Raw genomic sequence first — 16,886 nt, forward strand, 5'->3', positions numbered from 1 at the left:
CAGCCGCCGTTCACGTGCGGGCGAGAGCGTGTGCGCCGACGACCGCACGACAGGCGCACCACCTCCCCACCCCTGGAGACCCGATGCCGCTCAGCCGTAGAGACTTCACCGCTCGTACCGTCATCGCCGGAGCGGGAGTCGCGCTCACCGGGACGGTCGGCGCCCTCGCCACCGCCCCCGGGGCGCTCGCCGCCGAGGACAGCACCGGTCGCGACGAGCACGGGCGGCCCTGCGAGCCCGGCTACGGCCCGCTCGTCCCCGACCCGGCCGGACTGCTGGCCCTGCCCGCCGGGTTCACCTACCGCGTCATCACGCACAGCGGGGTCACCACGCTGGACTCCGGCGAGACCACCCCGTCCAACCACGACGGGACCGCCGCCTTCGAGGGCCACCGCGGAGTCACCCTCCTCGTCAACAACCACGAGCTCAAGGGCAAGCGGGAGAACTGGGCCCGCCCCGTCCCGCTCACCGAGGGCCTCGTCTACGACCCGGCCGCGGCCGGCGGGTGCACGGTCGTCGAGGTCCGGCGCGGCGGCGAGGTCGCCGAATGGGTGGGCATCGCCGGTACCTCGACCAACTGCGCCGGCGGCGCCACCCCTTGGGGCACCTGGCTGACCTGCGAGGAGAACTCGGACCTGGCCGGCAAGAACGGCATGACGAAGGACCACGGCTACGTCTTCGAGGTCGACCCGCACGACCGGCGCGCCAACCGTGACCCGCGGCCGGTCAAGGCCTTCGGCCGCTACGACCACGAGGCCGTGGTCATCGACCCGCGCCAGGGCCATGCCTACCTGACCGAGGACGCCTCCGGCCCCAACGGGCTGCTCTACCGCTGGACCCCGCCCCGCGGCTTCCACCACGGGCGCGGCAGACTCCGTACGCTCGCGGCCGACGCCGGCGTGCTCCAGGCCGCCAAGTGCATCGACAGCTCCGGCCGGTTCGTCGACGACTTCTCGCGCGCCACGAAGATCGGCACAGTGTACGGGGTCGACTGGGTGGACGTGCCCGACCGCGATGCCCGGACCGTACCGGTGCGCAAGCAGTTCGCCGACGGTGTGGTGACGCGCGGACGCAAGCTGGAGGGCATGTGGTGGGCGGACGGCGGCGCGTACTTCGTCTCGTCCTACGCCCGTGAGGAGAGCCCGGGCGCGGCCCACGACGGCCAGGTCTGGTTCTACGACCCCAAGCGGCGCACGGTCCGCCTCACCGTCCTCATCGGGATCAACGCGGACCCGTCGGCCGACGGCGGCTACGACGGCCCCGACAACATCACCGTCTCCCCGTACGGCGGCCTGATCATCGCGGAGGACGGCTCGGGGCTGCAGCACCTGTTCGGCGCGACGGCGTCGGGACGCACCTACCCGCTCGCGCGCAACGAGCTCAACAACGGGTCGGCCGAGGCGCCGGAGTACTCCGAATTCACCGGCGTCTGCTTCTCCCCGGACGGGCGCACGCTGTACGCCAACATCCAGGACCCGGGCATCATGCTGGCCATCACCGGGCCGTGGCGGCGCGCGCACTGACCGTCGGCGGCAGCGCCGCGCACGTGCCGCCTACAGGGCCGGGGAAACCTCCGCGCGCGAGGCCTCGGCCCACTCGGCGAGCAGGAACTCATATGCCTCCGAGGGCCACTCGCCGTCCACCCGGGTCTCGACAAGGTGCCGTATCGCCTCGTTCGCCTCTGCGGCGGACGGGCGGGCGGGCCCCGCGGGGGTGAGTGTCTCGTGCATGGTTCCAAGGCTACGGGCGGGCACTGACAGCCACCTACGGATTACGCGTGGCTTCCATCACCCGCGACGCGTACCGGTGGCCGCATGTGCCCGCCCACCTGCTCAGAGTGCCTGTGCGGCGGGCTTGACCATGCCGCGCACTGTGCGCGACTTCACAAAGTCGCCCATGGCGGTCATCTCCCACTCGCCGGAGAACTGCTTGATCAGCTTGGCCATCATCACGCCGGTCTGGGGTTCGGCGCTCGTGAGGTCGAAGCGCACCAGCTCCTCGCCGCTCGCCGCGTCGATGAGACGGCAGTAGGCCTTGGCCACCTCGGTGAATTTCTGGCCGGAGAAGGAATTCACCGTGAACACCAGGCCGGTGGCGTCGGCGGGGATCCGGCCGAGGTCCACGACGATCACCTCGTCGTCGCCCGCGCCCTCACCGGTGAGATTGTCACCGGAGTGCTTGATGGCACCGCCGAGGATGGACAGCTTGCCGAAGTAGCAGCTGTCGATGTGGTTGCGCTGGGGGCCGTACGCGATGACGGAGGCGTCGAGGTCGATGTCCTTGCCGCGGAAGGCCGGCTCCCAGCCCAGACCCATCTTGACCTGGGAGAGCAGCGGGCGGCCGCCCTTGACGAGGGAGACGGTCTGGTTCTTCTGGAGGCTGACCCGGCCCTTGTCGAGGTTGATCTTCCCCGTGCCGGGCGCGGGGGCCGCGGGTGCGGGGGGCGCCACGGGGGCGGCCGGGGCGGGAGCCGCGGGCGTGGTGGCGCCGCCGAGCCAGGGGGAGGCCGGGTAGGAGGCCGGCGGGGCCGGGGGCGCGGGGGGCGCCGGGGGCGCGGGCGGGGTCACGGCCTGGGGAGCCGCGGGCTCCTCGTCCACGGAGACCCCGAAGTCGGTGGCGATGCCCGCGAGACCGTTGGCGTACCCCTGGCCGACCGCGCGCACCTTCCATACGCCGCCGCGCTGGTAGACCTCGACGACGACGAGCGCGGTCTCCGTGCCCAGCCGCGGCGGGGTGAAGGAGGCGATCACCGCTCCGCCGTCGGCGTTGCGCACGGTGCCGGTGGGCTCGATGCCCTGGAAGGACTGCCCGGCGGCGTCGGGGCTGGCGGTGACCACGATCCGCTCGATGCCCGGCGGCAGGGCGGCCGTGTCCACGGTGATCGAGTCCGGTGCCGTACCCCCGCCGGACCGGTAGCTGACACCGGGCCCGGAGGGCTGGTTGAAGAAGATGAAGTCGGCGTCGGAGCGCACCTTGCCGTCCGCCGTCAGGAGCAGGGCCGATACGTCGAGCCGTACCGGCGCAGCCACGTCGACCGTCACGCGGACGGCATTGAGCGGCAGGTTGGATCCAGGGGTCATAGCGGTCATGCCCGGAGAACGACCGGAGGTGCTTTGCCGTTCCCTTACCCTCGCGGGATGTTTCGGGACCTTCGGGATGTCAGCGCTGATTGCGGGGGTGACTGCGCGCGACGCGCTCGTTGCCGAACTTGTACGAGCCGGTCCAGCGGGCCATCACGAGCTGCGCGTCGCCGGATTCCACCTCGGCCAGGAACTTCTCGGCGCGGTTCCCGCGCAGGGTGGCCGCGGTGCGGCCCCGGTGGGTGATGACGACGGAGTCGTCCCGGTGGCGTGCGTAGGTGAACCCGTGCGGCCTCGGCATGCGGCGCAGCCTGCCGCGGCGGACCCGGGGCGGGCAACGGGATTTCCGGTGTCCCGGCGGGCGGCGGCGCCTGCCGGGACACCGGAATGCTCAGCCCCCGGTGACCTGGCGCGGCAGCCTCAGCGGGTTGGCCTCGCGCAGCTCCGCCGGAAGGAGTGCGTCCGGCACGGACTGGTAGGCCACCGGACGCAGCCAGCGCTCGATCGCCGTGCCACCCACCGAGGTGGAGTGCGAGGTCGCGGCCGGGTACGGGCCGCCGTGGTGCTGGGCCGGGGCCACCGCGACCCCGGTCGGCCAGCCGTTGACCACGATCCGCCCCGCCAGCCCGGTGACCTGCCCGATCAGCTCGACGGCCGGGCCGGGCGCGCCCTCGGTCTCGGCGGCCGACAGCTGGAGGGTGGCGCTCAGGTTCCCGCCGAGGAGCCCGAGGACCGCGCTCGCCTCGTCCTGGTCGGCGTACCGCACGACGACGGTGACCGGACCGAAGCACTCCTCCAGGAGGACGTCGTGGTCGCCGCCTTCCAGGAGGCTCCCGGCGGGCACGGTCAGATAGCCTGCGCCGACGGTGTGCTCACCGCCGGAGCCCGGGGTCACGGGAGCGTCGACGCCGGGCAGCGCGGCCCGCTCGCGCACACCGGAGACGAAGTTCTCCCGCATCCGGTGGTCGAGCAGCACGCCCGGCTCGGTCTCCCCGAGCGCCTTGGTGAGCTCGCCGGTGAGCCGGTCGCCGTCCGCGCCCTCGGGGACCAGGACCAGGCCCGGCTTCACGCAGAACTGACCGACGCCGAGGGTGATCGAGCCCGCGAGCCCGGCGCCGATCTCCTCGGCGCGCTCGGCGGCGGCGGCCGGGGTGACCACGACGGGGTTGAGGGAGCCGAGTTCGCCGTGGAAGGGGATGGGTACGGGACGGGCGGCGGCCGCGTCGAACAGGGCCCGCCCGCCCCGGATGGAACCGGTGAATCCGGCGGCCGCCACCAGCGGGTGGCGGATCAGCTCCAGGCCGGCGTCGAACCCGTGGACCACGCTCACCACGTCGGCCGGGAGCCCGGTCAGGGCCGCGGCCCGGCGCAGCAGCGAGGCGCACAGCTCGGAAGTGGCGGGGTGGTCGGGGTGCGCCTTGACGACCACCGGACAGCCGGCGGCGAGCGCGCTCGCGGTGTCCCCGCCGGGGACGGAGAAGGCGAGCGGGAAGTTGGAGGCGGCGTAGACCGCGACCACGCCCAGCGGGACCTTGTAGCGGCGCAGTTCGGGGCGCGGCGGGCTGAGGGAGGGGTCGGCGCGGTCGATCCGGATGTCGAGGTAGGCCCCGGCGTCCACGGCGTCGGCGAAGGCGCGCAGCTGACCGGTGGTGCGGGCCAGTTCGCCGGTGAGCCGGCCCGGGCCGAGCGCGGTCTCGGCGTCGGCGGCCTCGATCACGTGGGCGGCGGCCTCGTCCAGCAGCGCGGCGGCGGCGCGCAGGAAGGCGGCGCGCACGGTGGCGTCGGCGAGCGAGCCGCGGGCGGCGTGGGCGGCCCGTACGGCTTCGTCCACCTCGCCGGGTGTGGCCTCCACCGCAACCTGTTCGCGCTGCTTCCCGGTGCGGGGGTCCACACTCCAGACTGGTGTCGTTGTCATGGCCCACTGCCTCCTGGATCGTTCAGTATTCTGAACGCAGTTCCGGTGGATGAATGATCACATCTGCTGTGGACTCTATTTCCGCGTCCTCGGCGTGACAAGAGGCGACCAGAGGGGAAGCAGGCGTATGACGACGACCGAGTCGGGGATCCCCGCCCAGGCGGCGCCGGTCAAATCGGCGGTGCGGACCGTCCTGCTGCTGGAGCACTTCGCGGCGCGGCCGGGGCTGCACAGCCTGGCCGACATCCAGAGCGACCTCTCCCTGCCGAAGTCCAGCCTCTACATGCTGCTGCGGACACTGGTGAATCTGGGCTGGGTGGAGACCGACGCGACGGGCACCCGGTACGGCATCGGCGTACGGGCCCTGCTGGTCGGCAGTTCCTACATCGACGGCGACGAGGTGGTCGCCGCGGCCCGGCCCACCCTGGACCGGCTCTCCGACGACACCACGGAGACCATCCACCTGGCCCGGCTGGACGGGACGAGCGTGGTCTACCTCGCCACCCGGCAGTCCCAGCACTACCTGCGCCCCTTCACCCGGGTCGGGCGGCGGCTGCCGGTGCACTCGACCGCGCTGGGCAAGGCCCTGCTGGCCACGCACACGGACCAGGAGGTACGGGGGCTGCTGCCGCGGCGGCTGGAGGCGGTCACCGAGCACACGGTCACCGACCGGGAGCAGCTGATCGAGGAGCTGGCGCTGGTGCGTGAGCAGGGGTACGCGGTGGACCGGGAGGAGAACACGCTCGGGCTGCGCTGCTTCGGGGTGGCCGTGCCGTACCGGACGCCGGCGCGGGACGCGGTGAGCTGCTCGGTGCCGGTGGCCCGGCTGACGGGGGAGCACGAGCAGGTCATCAAGGCGGCGCTGTTCGAGGCGCGGGACCGGCTGTCGGTCGTGACGCGCCGCATGTGACACGCGCCGCTGGCGGGGCGGGCGTTGTGCTCCCCCGCATGGGGGAGGCGGTTCCCCTTCAAGGGGGAGGTGGCGGGGCCGCGCGGGCGCGACCGTTGAGTCATGAACACGCGAGAGACGCACCCGGGCGACCCGACGGAAGTCCCGAGTGACCTGACGGAAGTGAAGCGGCCGTCGCCCTCTCCCCTGGGGGGCGGGCGGCGGATCCTGCGGGCGGTGGCGCTGACCGCCACCGTGCCGTATCTGGGGCTCAAGACGGTCTGGGTGTGCGGGAGCAACCTCGGGATACCCGAGGGCAGCGTGCTGCGGGACCCCGGCCCGTTCCTCCTGGCGGTCAATTCCGTCACGCTGGCCATGGACGCCTGCGTGATCCTGCTCGTGCTGGTGCTCACCAGGCCCTGGGGCATACGGGTGCCGGGCCCGCTGCTGACCGTTCCGGTGTTCGTGGCCACCGGGCTGCTGACCCCGATCCTCCTCGGCTTCCCGGGTCAACTGCTCGTACGGGCCGTCGGCTTCGGGGCGGACCCGGCGGTGGAGGCTGCGCGGAAGCCCTTCCTGGACCCGTGGGTGTTCCACGTCGTCTACAGCGGATTCACGGTCCAAGGACTCGCCCTGGCCGCTCTGTTCGTGCCCTATGCGCGGGAGCGCTGGGGGCGGGCGTGGCGGGGCGTGACGGGGGAGCGGCTGCCGTCGTCCACGGGGGTGGTGGCGGCAGCCGCGACGGCCGTCGGCCTGGCGGTCGCGGGGGTGCTCGTCTACTGGGCCTTCGGGGGCACCGCCGGCCTGGGCGCCGAGCGGGCGGCCGCGTATTCCGCGGACACGGCCGTGGTGTCCGCGGCTCACGCGATATGCGCGCTCGCCGCCGGGGCGGGGGCCGTGCTGCTGGCCCTGGGCGGGACGCTGCGGGCACGGTGGCCGCTGGGCCTCGCCTGGACAGGCGGGGCGGCGACGCTGAACTGGGGGGCATGGATGACGGTCTCCGGGCTGGGCCCGCAGCTCGACGGGGGCGAAGGGCCGCCCGCCGCAACGCTGTTGATCTACATTGGTCAGATGATCACCGGATTGCTCACCGGTACCGTCCTCATACGGTTCCTCACCACCCGCCGCCCGGGGTGAGCCGGCAGCCGGTGGCGCGGGCCCGGTGGCGCTGGGTGCACCTGATCCTCGGCGGCGCCCTGCTCATGCCGTACTTCCTGCTCACGCAGGTGGTGGTCGGTGTCGTCGCGGGCGGGGTCAACGCGCTCAACTCCGCCCCGCTCACCTTCCTCGCCTACGCCGCCTCCCTGCCCCTCGTCGCCGTCACGGCGCTGTTCGGGCCGGTCCGGCCGATGTCGGTGGCCGCCGTCCGGGCCATGTGCGAGGTGCCCGGGGACCGGCTGGCCGACGGTCCGGCCACGTCCTGGGCCGCCCGGGCGCGGGCCTCCGCCTGGTGGACCCTTCACCTGGGGACCGGCGCGCTGATCAGCGGAATGACCCTCGCGGTGCCGCCCATGGCGGTCATGCTGATCGCGGTGCCGGTCGTGGGGCGGCTGCGCGACGTCCGGTTGGGTTACGGCTGGTTCTCCACGGACGCCGGCCCGTACGTCGCCCCCCTGGTCGGGATCGTGTTGCTGGCCGGGCTCACCCTGTGCGCGGTCGGGGCCGGGAAGCTGCTGGCCGCAATGGCGCCCGTACTGCTCGGGCCCACGGCGGCGGACCGGCTGGCCGCGGCCGAGGAGCGGGCCGCCGACCTGGCCGTGCGCAACCGGCTGGCCCGGGAGCTGCACGACGCGGTCGGACACGCCCTGAGCGCCGTCACCCTCCAGGCCGCCGCCGCCCGGCGGATGCTGGAGCGCGACCCCGACTTCGTACGGGAGGCGCTGGCCGCGATCGAGGACACCACGCGGCGGACGGTGGGCGAGCTCGACGCCGTACTGGGCCTGCTGCGGGACGGGGACGCGGCCCGGCCGGACGCCGCGCCCGCGCCCACCCTCGCCACCGACCTCGACGCACTGCTGGCCCGCACCCGGGCCGCCGGCACCACCGTCACCGCGCACCAGGACCCCGGACCCGCCGGGGACTGGACCGCCCTCCCGGCGATCGCCTCCCGCGAGGCGTACCGGATCGTCCAGGAGGGCCTCACCAACGCCCTGCGGCACGGAGCGGGCCCGGTGGATCTGCGGATCCGCGTACAGGCAGGCCCCGACACCGCACACCGTGAACTGGAGATCACCATGACCAATCCGCCGGCGGCCCCCGCCGAGGACCGGGAGACCCGTACCACCGGGGGCCGCGGACTGCGCGGCGCCGCGGAGCGCGCCGCACTGCTCGGCGGCAGCGTCGAGGCCGGCCCGCACGGGGACCGGTGGCGGCTGCGGGCCGTCCTCCCGCTCGCCGGGGAAGCCCGATGACCGCCGCGCCCGCGCCCGTGCCCGCTCCCGCGCCGCGGCCGCCGCTGCGCATCGTGCTCTGCGACGACGAGCGGATGGTCCGTACCGCCCTGCGGGTCATCCTGGAGGCCGAAGCCGACCTGGAGGTCGTCGGTGAGGCGGCCACCGGGGCCGAGGCGGTTCCGCTGGTCCGCTCACTCGCCCCCGACGTGGTGCTCATGGACGTCCGGATGCCCGAGATCGACGGCATCCGGGCCACCCAGCAGATCCTCGCCACCATGGCCGCGCCGCCCCGGATCGTGGTCGTCACCACCTTCGAGAACGACGCCTACGTCTACGACGCGCTGCGCGCGGGAGCCGCCGGTTTCCTCCTCAAGCGGGCCGACCCCGACGAACTGATCGGCGCGGTCCGCCTCGTCGCCCGCGGCGACTCGCTGCTCTTCCCGGCCGCCGTCCGCTCCCTCGCCGCCGCCCACACGGCCGGCGCCCCGCCCGCCGACGCGCCCTGGGTGGCCCGGCTGACCGAGCGCGAGGCCGACGTCCTGCGTCTGATGGCCACCGGGCTGTCCAACCACGAGATGAGCGAGCGCCTCGGCGTCGGGCCGCAGACCGTCAAGACCCACGTCGCCGCGGTCCTCACCAAGACCGGCTCCCGCGACCGCACCCAGGCGGTCATCGCGGCCTACGAGGGAGGCTTCATCATGAAGAAAAGCTGAGAACCCCGCCACAATCGGGGCAGAGCGGAACGGCCGGGACCGCAGAGACGTCCTTCTGGGGGATGAACAAGACGATCAGGCGTGCGTCGGTCTTCTGTCTGCTTCTGGTGCTGGCCCTGCTGGTCCGCGTCACCTGGGTGCAGGCATACCAAGGCCAGGCCCTCGCAGACGACAAGCACAACCGCCGGAACCTCATCGGGCAGTACGAGAACCCGCTGGGCAACATCATCGTGGGCGGGGAGGCGATCACCGGCTCGGAGAAGACGGGCGGCAAGGACTTCGGCTACAAGCGGACGTACGTCGACGGGCCCCTCTACGCACCCGTCACGGGCTACAGCTCCCAGGCCTACGGCACCACCCTGCTGGAGGGCATCTACAAGAACGTCCTCAACGGCTCCGACAGCCGGCTGAAGACGATGATGGACATGCTCACCAACAAGCGGGCCTCCCCCGGCAACGTCCTGACCACCATCGACAAGGGCGTCCAGAAGGCCGCCTACGACGCGCTCCAGGGCAAGCAGGGCGCGGCTGTGGCCCTGGACCCGAAGACCGGCGAGATCCTCGCCGTGGTGAACAACCCCTCCTTCGACCCGGGCAGCATCGCCGGCGCCAACGACAAGGAGGCCTGGGCGGCGCTCTCCGCCGACAAGGGCAAGGCCATGGAGAACGTGGCGCTGCGCAAGCCCCAGGCGCCCGGCTCCACCTTCAAGCTGGTCACCCTCGCCGCGGCGATCGAGAACGGCCTCGTCACCGACCTCGACCGGCAGACCGGGATCGCCGACCCGTACACGATCCCCGGCACCCGCACCCCACTGCCCAGCGAGGCGGGCTCCGCGGCCTGCAACAACGTCTCGGTGCGCACCGCCCTGAAGCTGTCCTGCAACAACGTCTTCGCCGAGCTCGCCTCCAAGCTGGGCCAGGACAAGATGCGGGCGACGGCCGAGAAGCTCGGTTTCAACACGCAGATCGACACCCCGGTCCGCACCAACCCGCCCAGCAAGTACCCGTCGAAGAAGATGTCGGTCGACCAGGTCGCGCAGACCGGAATCGGCCAGTTCGACGTGCAGGCCACCCCGCTCCAGATGGCGATGGTGACGGCCGCGATCGAGAACGGCGGCAAGCTCGTCGCCCCGCACCTGGTCTCCGAGGTCACCGACGCGGGCGGCGACGTGCTGGAGAGCTTCAAGGACCCGAAGTCCCAGCAGGTCATGGGAGAGAGGACCGCTTCGATGATCCGCGACGCCATGCGCACGGTCGCCACCGAGGGCGGCGGCAAGCCGGCCCAGGTCTCGGGCGCCGAGGTGGGCGGCAAGACCGGTACCGCCCAGCGCGGTGTCAACAACAGCCTCGCACCGCTGGCCTGGTTCACCTCGTACGGCAAGGCGAACGGCAAGCAGATCGCGGTGGCCGTGGTGATCGAGAACTCCGACACCGACCGCTCCGAGATCGGCGGCGGGAAGCTGGCCGCCCCCATCGCCCAGAAGATGATGGAGGCGTGGCTGAAGAAGTAGCCACGAAAGCCGAGCGGCCGACGCGCCGGGAACCGTCGAGGCTCCCGGCACGTTCCCACTCCCATGATCAGAGCCGCGCGCCCCGCCGACCTCCCCGCGATCGCCGCCCTGCACGCCCGGGCCCGCGCCACCTACTACCAGGACCACATCCCCGAGCAGGCCTACCCGGGCGACGCCGAGCTCCAGCGGACCCGCGAGGGCTGGTCGCACGCCATCGCCCGGGGCGCGGGCGAGGGCGAGGTGCTCTGCGCCGAGCAGGACGGCCAGGTCACCGGGGTCGCCGCGTTCCGCACGCGGGACGGCGAGACGACCCTCACCCAGCTCCACGTCGACCCCGTCCACTGGCGCCGCGGCACCGGGGCCGCCCTGCACGCCGCCTGCCTGGACGCCTGGCGGCGGGCCGGAATCCGCCGGGTCCGCCTGGAGGTCTACGAGCACAACCTCCGCGCCCAGGCCTTCTACGCCACCCTGGGCTGGCGCGCGGACCCGGCGGCCCCCCGCTCGGGCACCCACCGCACCCTCTGGCTGCAGGTGGGCCAGGTGCCGGCCCCGGCCCCGGCCCCGTCCGGGGAATGAGACGGCCGGGTGAATGGTTGAACCGCAAACCGTTCCCCCTGAACCCGGAGAGAAGAAGGATCATGCGCGTCGAAATCTGGAGCGACATCGCTTGTCCCTGGTGCTACATCGGAAAGGCCCGTTTCACCAAGGGTCTGGCCGAGTTCGCGCACCGCGACGAGGTGGAGGTCGTCTTCCGGTCCTTCGAGCTCGACCCGGGCGGGGCGAAGGGCGTCACCGCCCCCGTCGTGGAGATGCTCGCCAAGAAGTACGGCCGCACCCTCGACGAGGCGCGCGGCATGGAGGAGCACGTCGCCGCCAGCGCCCGCGCCGAGGGCCTCACGTACCGCACCGAGGGCCGCGACCACGGCAACACCTTCGACATCCACCGCCTGCTGCACCTGGCCGCCGCCCGCGGGCGCCAGGAGGAACTCCTCGACCTCGCCTACCGGGCCAACTTCGCCGAGGAGCGCTCCGTCTTCGACCCCGAGGTGCTGATCGCGCTCGCCGTCGAGGCGGGACTGGACGAGGCCGAGGCCCGCACCGTCCTCGCCGACGGCTCCGCCTATGCCGACGAGGTCCGGGCCGACGAGCGCGAGGCCGCCGAGCTGGGCGCGAACGCCGTGCCGTTCTTCGTCCTCGACCGCCGCTACGGGATCTCCGGCGGACAGCCGGCCGAGGTGTTCACCCGGGCCCTGGAGCAGGCGTGGGCCGGGCGCGAGGTCGAGGAGCCGGCCGCGGCCGCCGAGGCCTGCGAGCCCGACGGCGCGTGCGCGGTCCCCCAGGCCTAAGGGCCACCCGGGGAGACACGGGAGGACACGGAGGACACGGGCGACTCGGGCGACTCGGCCGACGGGGCGATGGACTACGAGCCGTTCCTGGCGCAGAGTTGACGGCATGGATCTTCCGCTCGCCGAAGCGACCCGTGCCGAGTTCGCCCACTCCACCACCTACCTCAACACCGCCAAGTGCGGGGTCGTCCCGCGTTCCGCCGTCGCGGCCGTACGGGAGCTGGCCGAGGCGGCGGGGGCCGGGCTCCCCACCGGCTTCGGCGACTTCGACCGCGTGAACGGGGCCCGGGCGGCCTTCGCCCGCCTGGTCGGGGTGGACACCGACCGGGTGTCCATCGGCTCGGCCGTCTCCACCCACGTCGGCCTCGTCGCCGCCTCGCTCCCGTCCGGCGCGGAAGTGCTCTGCCCCGAGGGCGAGTTCTCCTCCGTGATCAACCCCTTCGTGGCGCGCGGCGACCTCAAGGTGCGCTTCGCCCCGCTCGAGTCCGTCGCCGAGGCCGTGGGCCCCGGCACCGCCCTGGTCTCGCTGAGCGTCGTGCAGTCCGCGGACGGCCGCAAGGCCGACCTGGCGGCGGTGCGCGCCGCGGCGACCGCGCACGGGGCCCGGATGCTCGTGGACGCGACCCAGGCCGTCGGCTGGCTCCCGTTCGACGCCTCGCCGTACGAGTACACGGTCGCCGCCGGGTTCAAATGGCTGCTCGGCGTGCGCGGAGCCTCGTACCTGACGGTGTCGGCGGAGGCCCAGGACACGCTGACCCCGCTGCACGCCGGATGGGTTCCGGCAGTGGCCGAAGGGGACGCCACCTACGGGCCGATGGCGGAACTCGCCCACGGGGCGTGGCGGTTCGACGAGTCCCCGGCCTTCCTCGCCTACCACGCGTCCGAGCCCGCGCTGGCCCTGCTGGAGCGGATCGGCATCGAGGCCGTCCACGCCCACGACACCGCCCTGGCCGCCCGCTACCGGGCCGGGATCGCGCGCCTGGGCCACGAGCCCGTCCCCGGCGACTCCGCGATCGTCTCCGTGCCGGGCCTCGCCGGCCGGCAGCCCGCCCTGGAGGCGGCCGGCATCGTCACATCGGCCCGCGCGGGCCTCCTGCGGGCCTCGTTCCACCTCTACAACACGGAGGCGGACGTGGACCGGCTCCTGGACGCCCTCTCCGCCTCCTGAAGCGGCCGGGCCCGTGCGTACAGTGCCGCCATGAGCGATGTGAGCGATGTGAGCGGTGCGCGCGACGTACTGCACGTCAAGGGCCGGGTGCTGGTCGGGCCCGACGAGGTGCGCGACGAGCTGTGGGTGGTCGGCGGGCGGATCTCCTACGAGCGCCCGCGCGGCGCCCGCGAGATCACCACGGTGACCGGCTGGACCCTGCCCGGACTGGTGGATGCGCACTGCCACGTGGGCCTGGACGCCCACGGCCCGGTCGACGCCGAGACCGCCGAGCGCCAGGCCCTCACCGACCGCGACGCCGGCACCCTCCTCATCCGGGACGCCGGTTCGCCCTCCGACACCCGCTGGATCGACGACCGCGAGGACCTGCCGAAGATCATCCGGGCCGGGCGGCACATCGCGCGCACCCGCCGCTACATCCGCAACTACGCCCACGAGATCGAACCCGCCGACCTCGTCGAGTACGTAGGCCGCGAGGCGCTGCGCGGCGACGGCTGGGTCAAACTCGTGGGCGACTGGATCGACCGCGAGGCCGGGGACCTCGCGGCCTGCTGGCCGCGCGCCGAGGTCGAGGCGGCCATCGCCGAGGCGCACCGGCTGGGCGCCCGCGTCACGGCGCACTGCTTCGCCGAGGACTCGCTGCGCGACCTGGTCGAGGCGGGCATCGACTGCATCGAACACGCCACCGGCCTCACCGAGGACACCATCCCGCTGTTCGCGGAGCGCGGGGTCGCGATCGTCCCGACGCTCGTGAACATCGCCAACTTCCCGAAGATGGCGGCGGGCGGCGAGGCGAAGTTCCCGTACTGGTCGGCGCACATGCGGCGGCTCCACGAGCGGCGCTACGACACCGTGCGCGCCGCCTACGACGCGGGCATCGAGGTCTTCGTCGGCACCGACGCGGGCGGCTCCCTGCCGCACGGCCTGGTCGCGGCGGAGGTCGAGGAGCTGGTCAAGGCCGGTATCCCGCCGCTCGACGCCCTCTCCGCGACGGCCTGGGCGGCCCGCGAGTGGCTCGGCAGGCCGGGGCTGACCGAGGGGGCGCCCGCCGACCTCGTGGTGTACGGCGCCGACCCGCGGGCCGACGTGCGCGTGCTGGCGCGGCCGCTGCGGGTCGTCGTGAACGGCAGGGTCCGAGCCTGAGCCGTGCGGCCGTGCGGCCGTGCCGCCGTGTGGGCGGCGCCCGGTTGACGTCGCGTGACATCCGCGGCCCGTCGGTCGTTGAAGACGGCCGCGCGGGCCGGGTGTCCGTGAGAGAAGACAACTTACGTTCTTCATGAGGCGTAATGATTCGAATATTCGCCCGGAAACCACCCTTTGGGGTGAACTCACGTCAGGTTGACCCCCGTTCACCCACAGTGCGTAAAGATTCCGGGGTCGAGTCCGTCGGCGCCCGCGATGTCCCCCATCGGCGGCGCGACGGCACCCAACTCCCCGGGGGTTCCACCACCGTGAACAGCCATACCTTCCGCATGCCCACGGCCGTCCTCCTCGCCACGGGAGCGGTGGCCCTGCTCACCGCTCCGCCCGCCGTCGCCACGGGAGGAGGCGCGGCCGGGGGTGAGGGCAAGGCCGGCGCCGTCGTCCTGCGTGCCGGACTGGACGTGGGCCTGCTCAACAAGACCGTGAACATCCCGCTGAAGACGACCCTCAACGAGGTCAGTGCCCCGGCGACGGCCGAGAAGACCGCGCTGACCGTCACCCTGGACGGGGTCGAGGGGAACGATCCGATCAGTGTGCTGCGCGCCGAAGTGGCCACCTCCAAGGCGACCGCCGACACGACCCGGGCCGAGGCGGAGGCGAACCTCGCCAAGGCCTCCGTCCACGTGCCCGGACTGCCGCTGCTCTCCCTCGTCGAGGTGGAGAAGGTCACCTCCAAGGCCGTCTGCGAGGCGGGCAAGAAGCCGGTGGCGAGCGCGAACGCCCTCGGGGCGGTGACGGCGCTCGGCAAGAAGGTCACCCTGTCGGCGGGCGGCCCCACCACGGTCGAGGTCCCCGGAGTGGGCCGGATCGACCTGGAACTGTCCGCCACGGAGACCACCGGCACCACGGCGGCCGCGGCCGCGCTCCGCCTGAAGGTGGCGGTGAACCCGCTGAACCTGAACGTGGCGAAGGTCGACGGCGAGATCGTGCTCGCCGAGGCGCACTGCGAGTCCCCGAAGGGCGCGGCGCCGGCGGCGAACCCGCCCGTGGACCCGGACGTCAAGCCCCAGACGGGGACCGGCTCCGGTTCCGCCACGTCCGGCGGCATCAGCGGCACCACCGGCGCCAACCTCGCCGAGACCGGCGGCGGTTCACTGACTCCCTACGTCGCAGGCGGGGCCCTGACCCTGCTCGCCATCGGCGGGGGCGCGCTTCTGATCACCCGGCGGGGCAGGGCCTCGTAGGGCGGTCGGGAGCCCCGGGCCGCCGCCCGGCGCGCGCCCGCCCCGAGGAGCGCACGGAGGGGAGTGCTCAACGGGTGACGGGGCGAGGACGGGCGGCGTGTCCGGTGACTCATGGGCCGGCGGGCCCGGCGGGTGACATGCTCACGTACCCGGAGCCCGGAGGGTGACGGGCTCAGCGGGTGGCGTGTTCCAGTCCCTGGCCGCCCGCGCCACGCGACATCACGGCCTCGGTGACCTGCTGGTCGATCCGCGCGTACTCGCTCCGCTTCGCGGCGGGGAGCGAGGTGTCCGAGGCCGCGCAGGAGGCGCAGACGACGCGGAACGGCGACCCCATGTCCGAGTACTGCGTGAGGTATTCGGCCTTCACCACCTCCCAGCGGCCCGGCCGGCCCGCCGCCGGCGAGAAGGTGAAGCGGGGGACCGAGGACTGGTTGCCGCGCAGCTTGTCGGCCGGTACGAAGCTGGCGACCTGGTCGCCCATCCCGAAGACCACCCACGTGCCGTTGATCTTCTCGTAGGGCTGCGGCACGTGGTTGTGCGTGCCGATGATCAGATCGATGTCGGGGAGTCCGTCGGCCGGGCGGGAGGCGGTCAGCTCCTGCGCCAGCGCCTTCTGCTGTTCGTCCGGCGCGGTCTGCCACTCGGTGCCCCAGTGGACGCTGAGCACCACCACGTTCGCGCCCCCCGCCCGCGCGGCCCGGGCGTCGGCGATGATCCGGTCCTTGTCGATCAGATTGACGGCCCACGGCTTGCCCTGGGGGAGCGGGATGCCGTTCGTGCCGTACGTGTAGGAGAGCTGGGCGACCTTCGCGCCGCCCGCCGCGAGCAGCGCCGGGGCCTTGGCCTCCTCCGCACTGCGGGCCGAGCCGACGTGCGGGATGCCGACCCGGTCGAGGTGCTCCAGGGTGCGGGCGAGGCCCTCGTAGCCGTCGTCCAGGGTGTGGTTCGAGGCGGTGGAGCAGCTGTCGTACCCGGCGTCCTTGAGCGCGTCCGCCAACTGGTGCGGAGCCTTGAAGGTGGGATAGCCGGTGTAGGGGCCGCCGGGGCGCCCGTACGGTATCTCGTGGTGGCATATCGCCAGGTCGGCGGCGGAGACCAGGGGTTTGACCCCGGCGAGTATCTTCCGGAAGTCGTACTCCCCGGCCTTGCCCGCGTCGTCCGCCGACCGCTGGACGATCGACGGGTACGGGATGATGTCGCCGGTCGCCACCAGCGTGAACGGCTTTCCCGGGGCGGCGGCCTGCGGCGCGTCCGGCTTCCCCCGCGCCGGCTCGCCCTGCCCCGGATCGCCCTGGAGCCGCTGCTCCGAGGCGGGCGCCGCGCCGCTGTCGAGCAGCCGTGGCACGGCGTAGATCCCGCCGCCCACGACCGCGAGCGCGGCCAGCGCCGTGCCTGCCCTGACGTACGCCTTCATTCCCGACCCCCGGTGTCATGCGCTGATGACCGATGCGGGGATCCTCACCCGGCCCCGCCCCCGCGGCCAT

Annotated in this window: 16 protein-coding genes; 11 read left to right on the top strand and 5 right to left on the bottom strand. The window is 73.2% G+C overall.

What is annotated here, in order from left to right; genetic code table 11:
• Positions 1-83 precede the first annotated feature (83 nt).
• Positions 84-1,523: an alkaline phosphatase PhoX gene (locus tag KO717_RS27420; RefSeq protein WP_301371923.1), complete on the top strand. Its 1,440-nt coding sequence runs from the start codon at positions 84-86 to the stop codon at positions 1,521-1,523.
• Between the two features lie 30 nt (positions 1,524-1,553).
• Here the strand turns inward: KO717_RS27420 and KO717_RS27425 are convergent, their stop codons facing one another.
• From KO717_RS27425 to KO717_RS27440, 4 genes are all read right to left on the bottom strand, one after another.
• Complete coding sequence (locus KO717_RS27425) at positions 1,554-1,730, bottom strand: hypothetical protein (protein WP_189735878.1); 177 nt, start codon at positions 1,728-1,730, stop codon at positions 1,554-1,556.
• A gap of 102 nt (positions 1,731-1,832) precedes the next feature.
• Positions 1,833-3,089, bottom strand: coding sequence for a TerD family protein (locus KO717_RS27430; RefSeq protein ID WP_301371926.1), 1,257 nt, complete (start codon positions 3,087-3,089; stop codon positions 1,833-1,835).
• 70 nt (positions 3,090-3,159) lie between these two features.
• Positions 3,160-3,381 (bottom strand): hypothetical protein, encoded by a 222-nt coding sequence (locus tag KO717_RS27435; protein ID WP_301371928.1) that lies wholly within the window; start codon positions 3,379-3,381, stop codon positions 3,160-3,162.
• A 90-nt stretch (positions 3,382-3,471) separates the two neighbouring features.
• Positions 3,472-4,995, bottom strand: coding sequence for an aldehyde dehydrogenase (NADP(+)) (locus tag KO717_RS27440; RefSeq protein WP_301371930.1), 1,524 nt, complete (start codon positions 4,993-4,995; stop codon positions 3,472-3,474).
• A gap of 127 nt (positions 4,996-5,122) precedes the next feature.
• On the opposite strand from KO717_RS27440, the gene KO717_RS27445 reads away from it, so the two are divergent.
• The 10 genes from KO717_RS27445 (at position 5,123) to KO717_RS27490 (ending at position 15,402) form a co-directional block, all read left to right on the top strand.
• The gene (locus tag KO717_RS27445) at positions 5,123-5,905 is read left to right on the top strand and encodes an IclR family transcriptional regulator (protein WP_301371931.1); all 783 of its coding nucleotides are present in this window, start codon (positions 5,123-5,125) and stop codon (positions 5,903-5,905) included.
• 102 nt (positions 5,906-6,007) lie between these two features.
• Positions 6,008-7,021 carry a hypothetical protein gene (locus tag KO717_RS27450; protein ID WP_301371932.1) on the top strand — a complete coding sequence of 338 codons (1,014 nt, stop codon included), beginning with the start codon at positions 6,008-6,010 and terminating at the stop codon, positions 7,019-7,021.
• A gap of 65 nt (positions 7,022-7,086) precedes the next feature.
• Positions 7,087-8,295, top strand: a complete 1,209-nt coding sequence (locus tag KO717_RS27455) for a sensor histidine kinase (protein WP_301374793.1) — start codon at positions 7,087-7,089, stop codon at positions 8,293-8,295.
• Positions 8,292-8,990: a response regulator transcription factor gene (locus KO717_RS27460; protein ID WP_301371933.1), complete on the top strand. Its 699-nt coding sequence runs from the start codon at positions 8,292-8,294 to the stop codon at positions 8,988-8,990. Before KO717_RS27455 ends, KO717_RS27460 begins: the two co-directional genes overlap by 4 nt.
• A 62-nt stretch (positions 8,991-9,052) precedes the next feature.
• The gene (locus tag KO717_RS27465) at positions 9,053-10,501 is read left to right on the top strand and encodes a peptidoglycan D,D-transpeptidase FtsI family protein (RefSeq protein ID WP_301371934.1); all 1,449 of its coding nucleotides are present in this window, start codon (positions 9,053-9,055) and stop codon (positions 10,499-10,501) included.
• A 63-nt stretch (positions 10,502-10,564) separates the two neighbouring features.
• A complete protein-coding gene (locus tag KO717_RS27470; RefSeq protein ID WP_301371935.1) occupies positions 10,565-11,077 on the top strand; it encodes a GNAT family N-acetyltransferase in 513 nt (170 codons plus the stop codon).
• 62 nt (positions 11,078-11,139) lie between these two features.
• Entirely contained in the window at positions 11,140-11,847 is a 708-nt protein-coding gene (locus KO717_RS27475) for a DsbA family oxidoreductase (protein ID WP_301371937.1), read from the top strand.
• Positions 11,848-11,953: 106 nt separating this feature from the next.
• A complete protein-coding gene (locus KO717_RS27480) occupies positions 11,954-13,015 on the top strand; it encodes an aminotransferase class V-fold PLP-dependent enzyme (protein WP_301371938.1) in 1,062 nt (353 codons plus the stop codon).
• A 30-nt stretch (positions 13,016-13,045) separates the two neighbouring features.
• Entirely contained in the window at positions 13,046-14,158 is a 1,113-nt protein-coding gene (locus tag KO717_RS27485; protein WP_301371939.1) for an amidohydrolase family protein, read from the top strand.
• A 308-nt stretch (positions 14,159-14,466) separates the two neighbouring features.
• Entirely contained in the window at positions 14,467-15,402 is a 936-nt protein-coding gene (locus KO717_RS27490) for an SCO1860 family LAETG-anchored protein (protein WP_301371940.1), read from the top strand.
• A 172-nt stretch (positions 15,403-15,574) separates the two neighbouring features.
• On the opposite strand, the gene KO717_RS27495 is transcribed toward KO717_RS27490, so the two are convergent.
• On the bottom strand, positions 15,575-16,816 hold the full coding sequence (locus KO717_RS27495) for a CapA family protein (RefSeq protein WP_301371941.1): 1,242 nt from the start codon (positions 16,814-16,816) through the stop codon (positions 15,575-15,577).
• Positions 16,817-16,886 lie beyond the last annotated feature (70 nt).

Source organism: Streptomyces xanthophaeus (assembly GCF_030440515.1).
Classification (GTDB): domain Bacteria; phylum Actinomycetota; class Actinomycetes; order Streptomycetales; family Streptomycetaceae; genus Streptomyces; species Streptomyces kutzneri.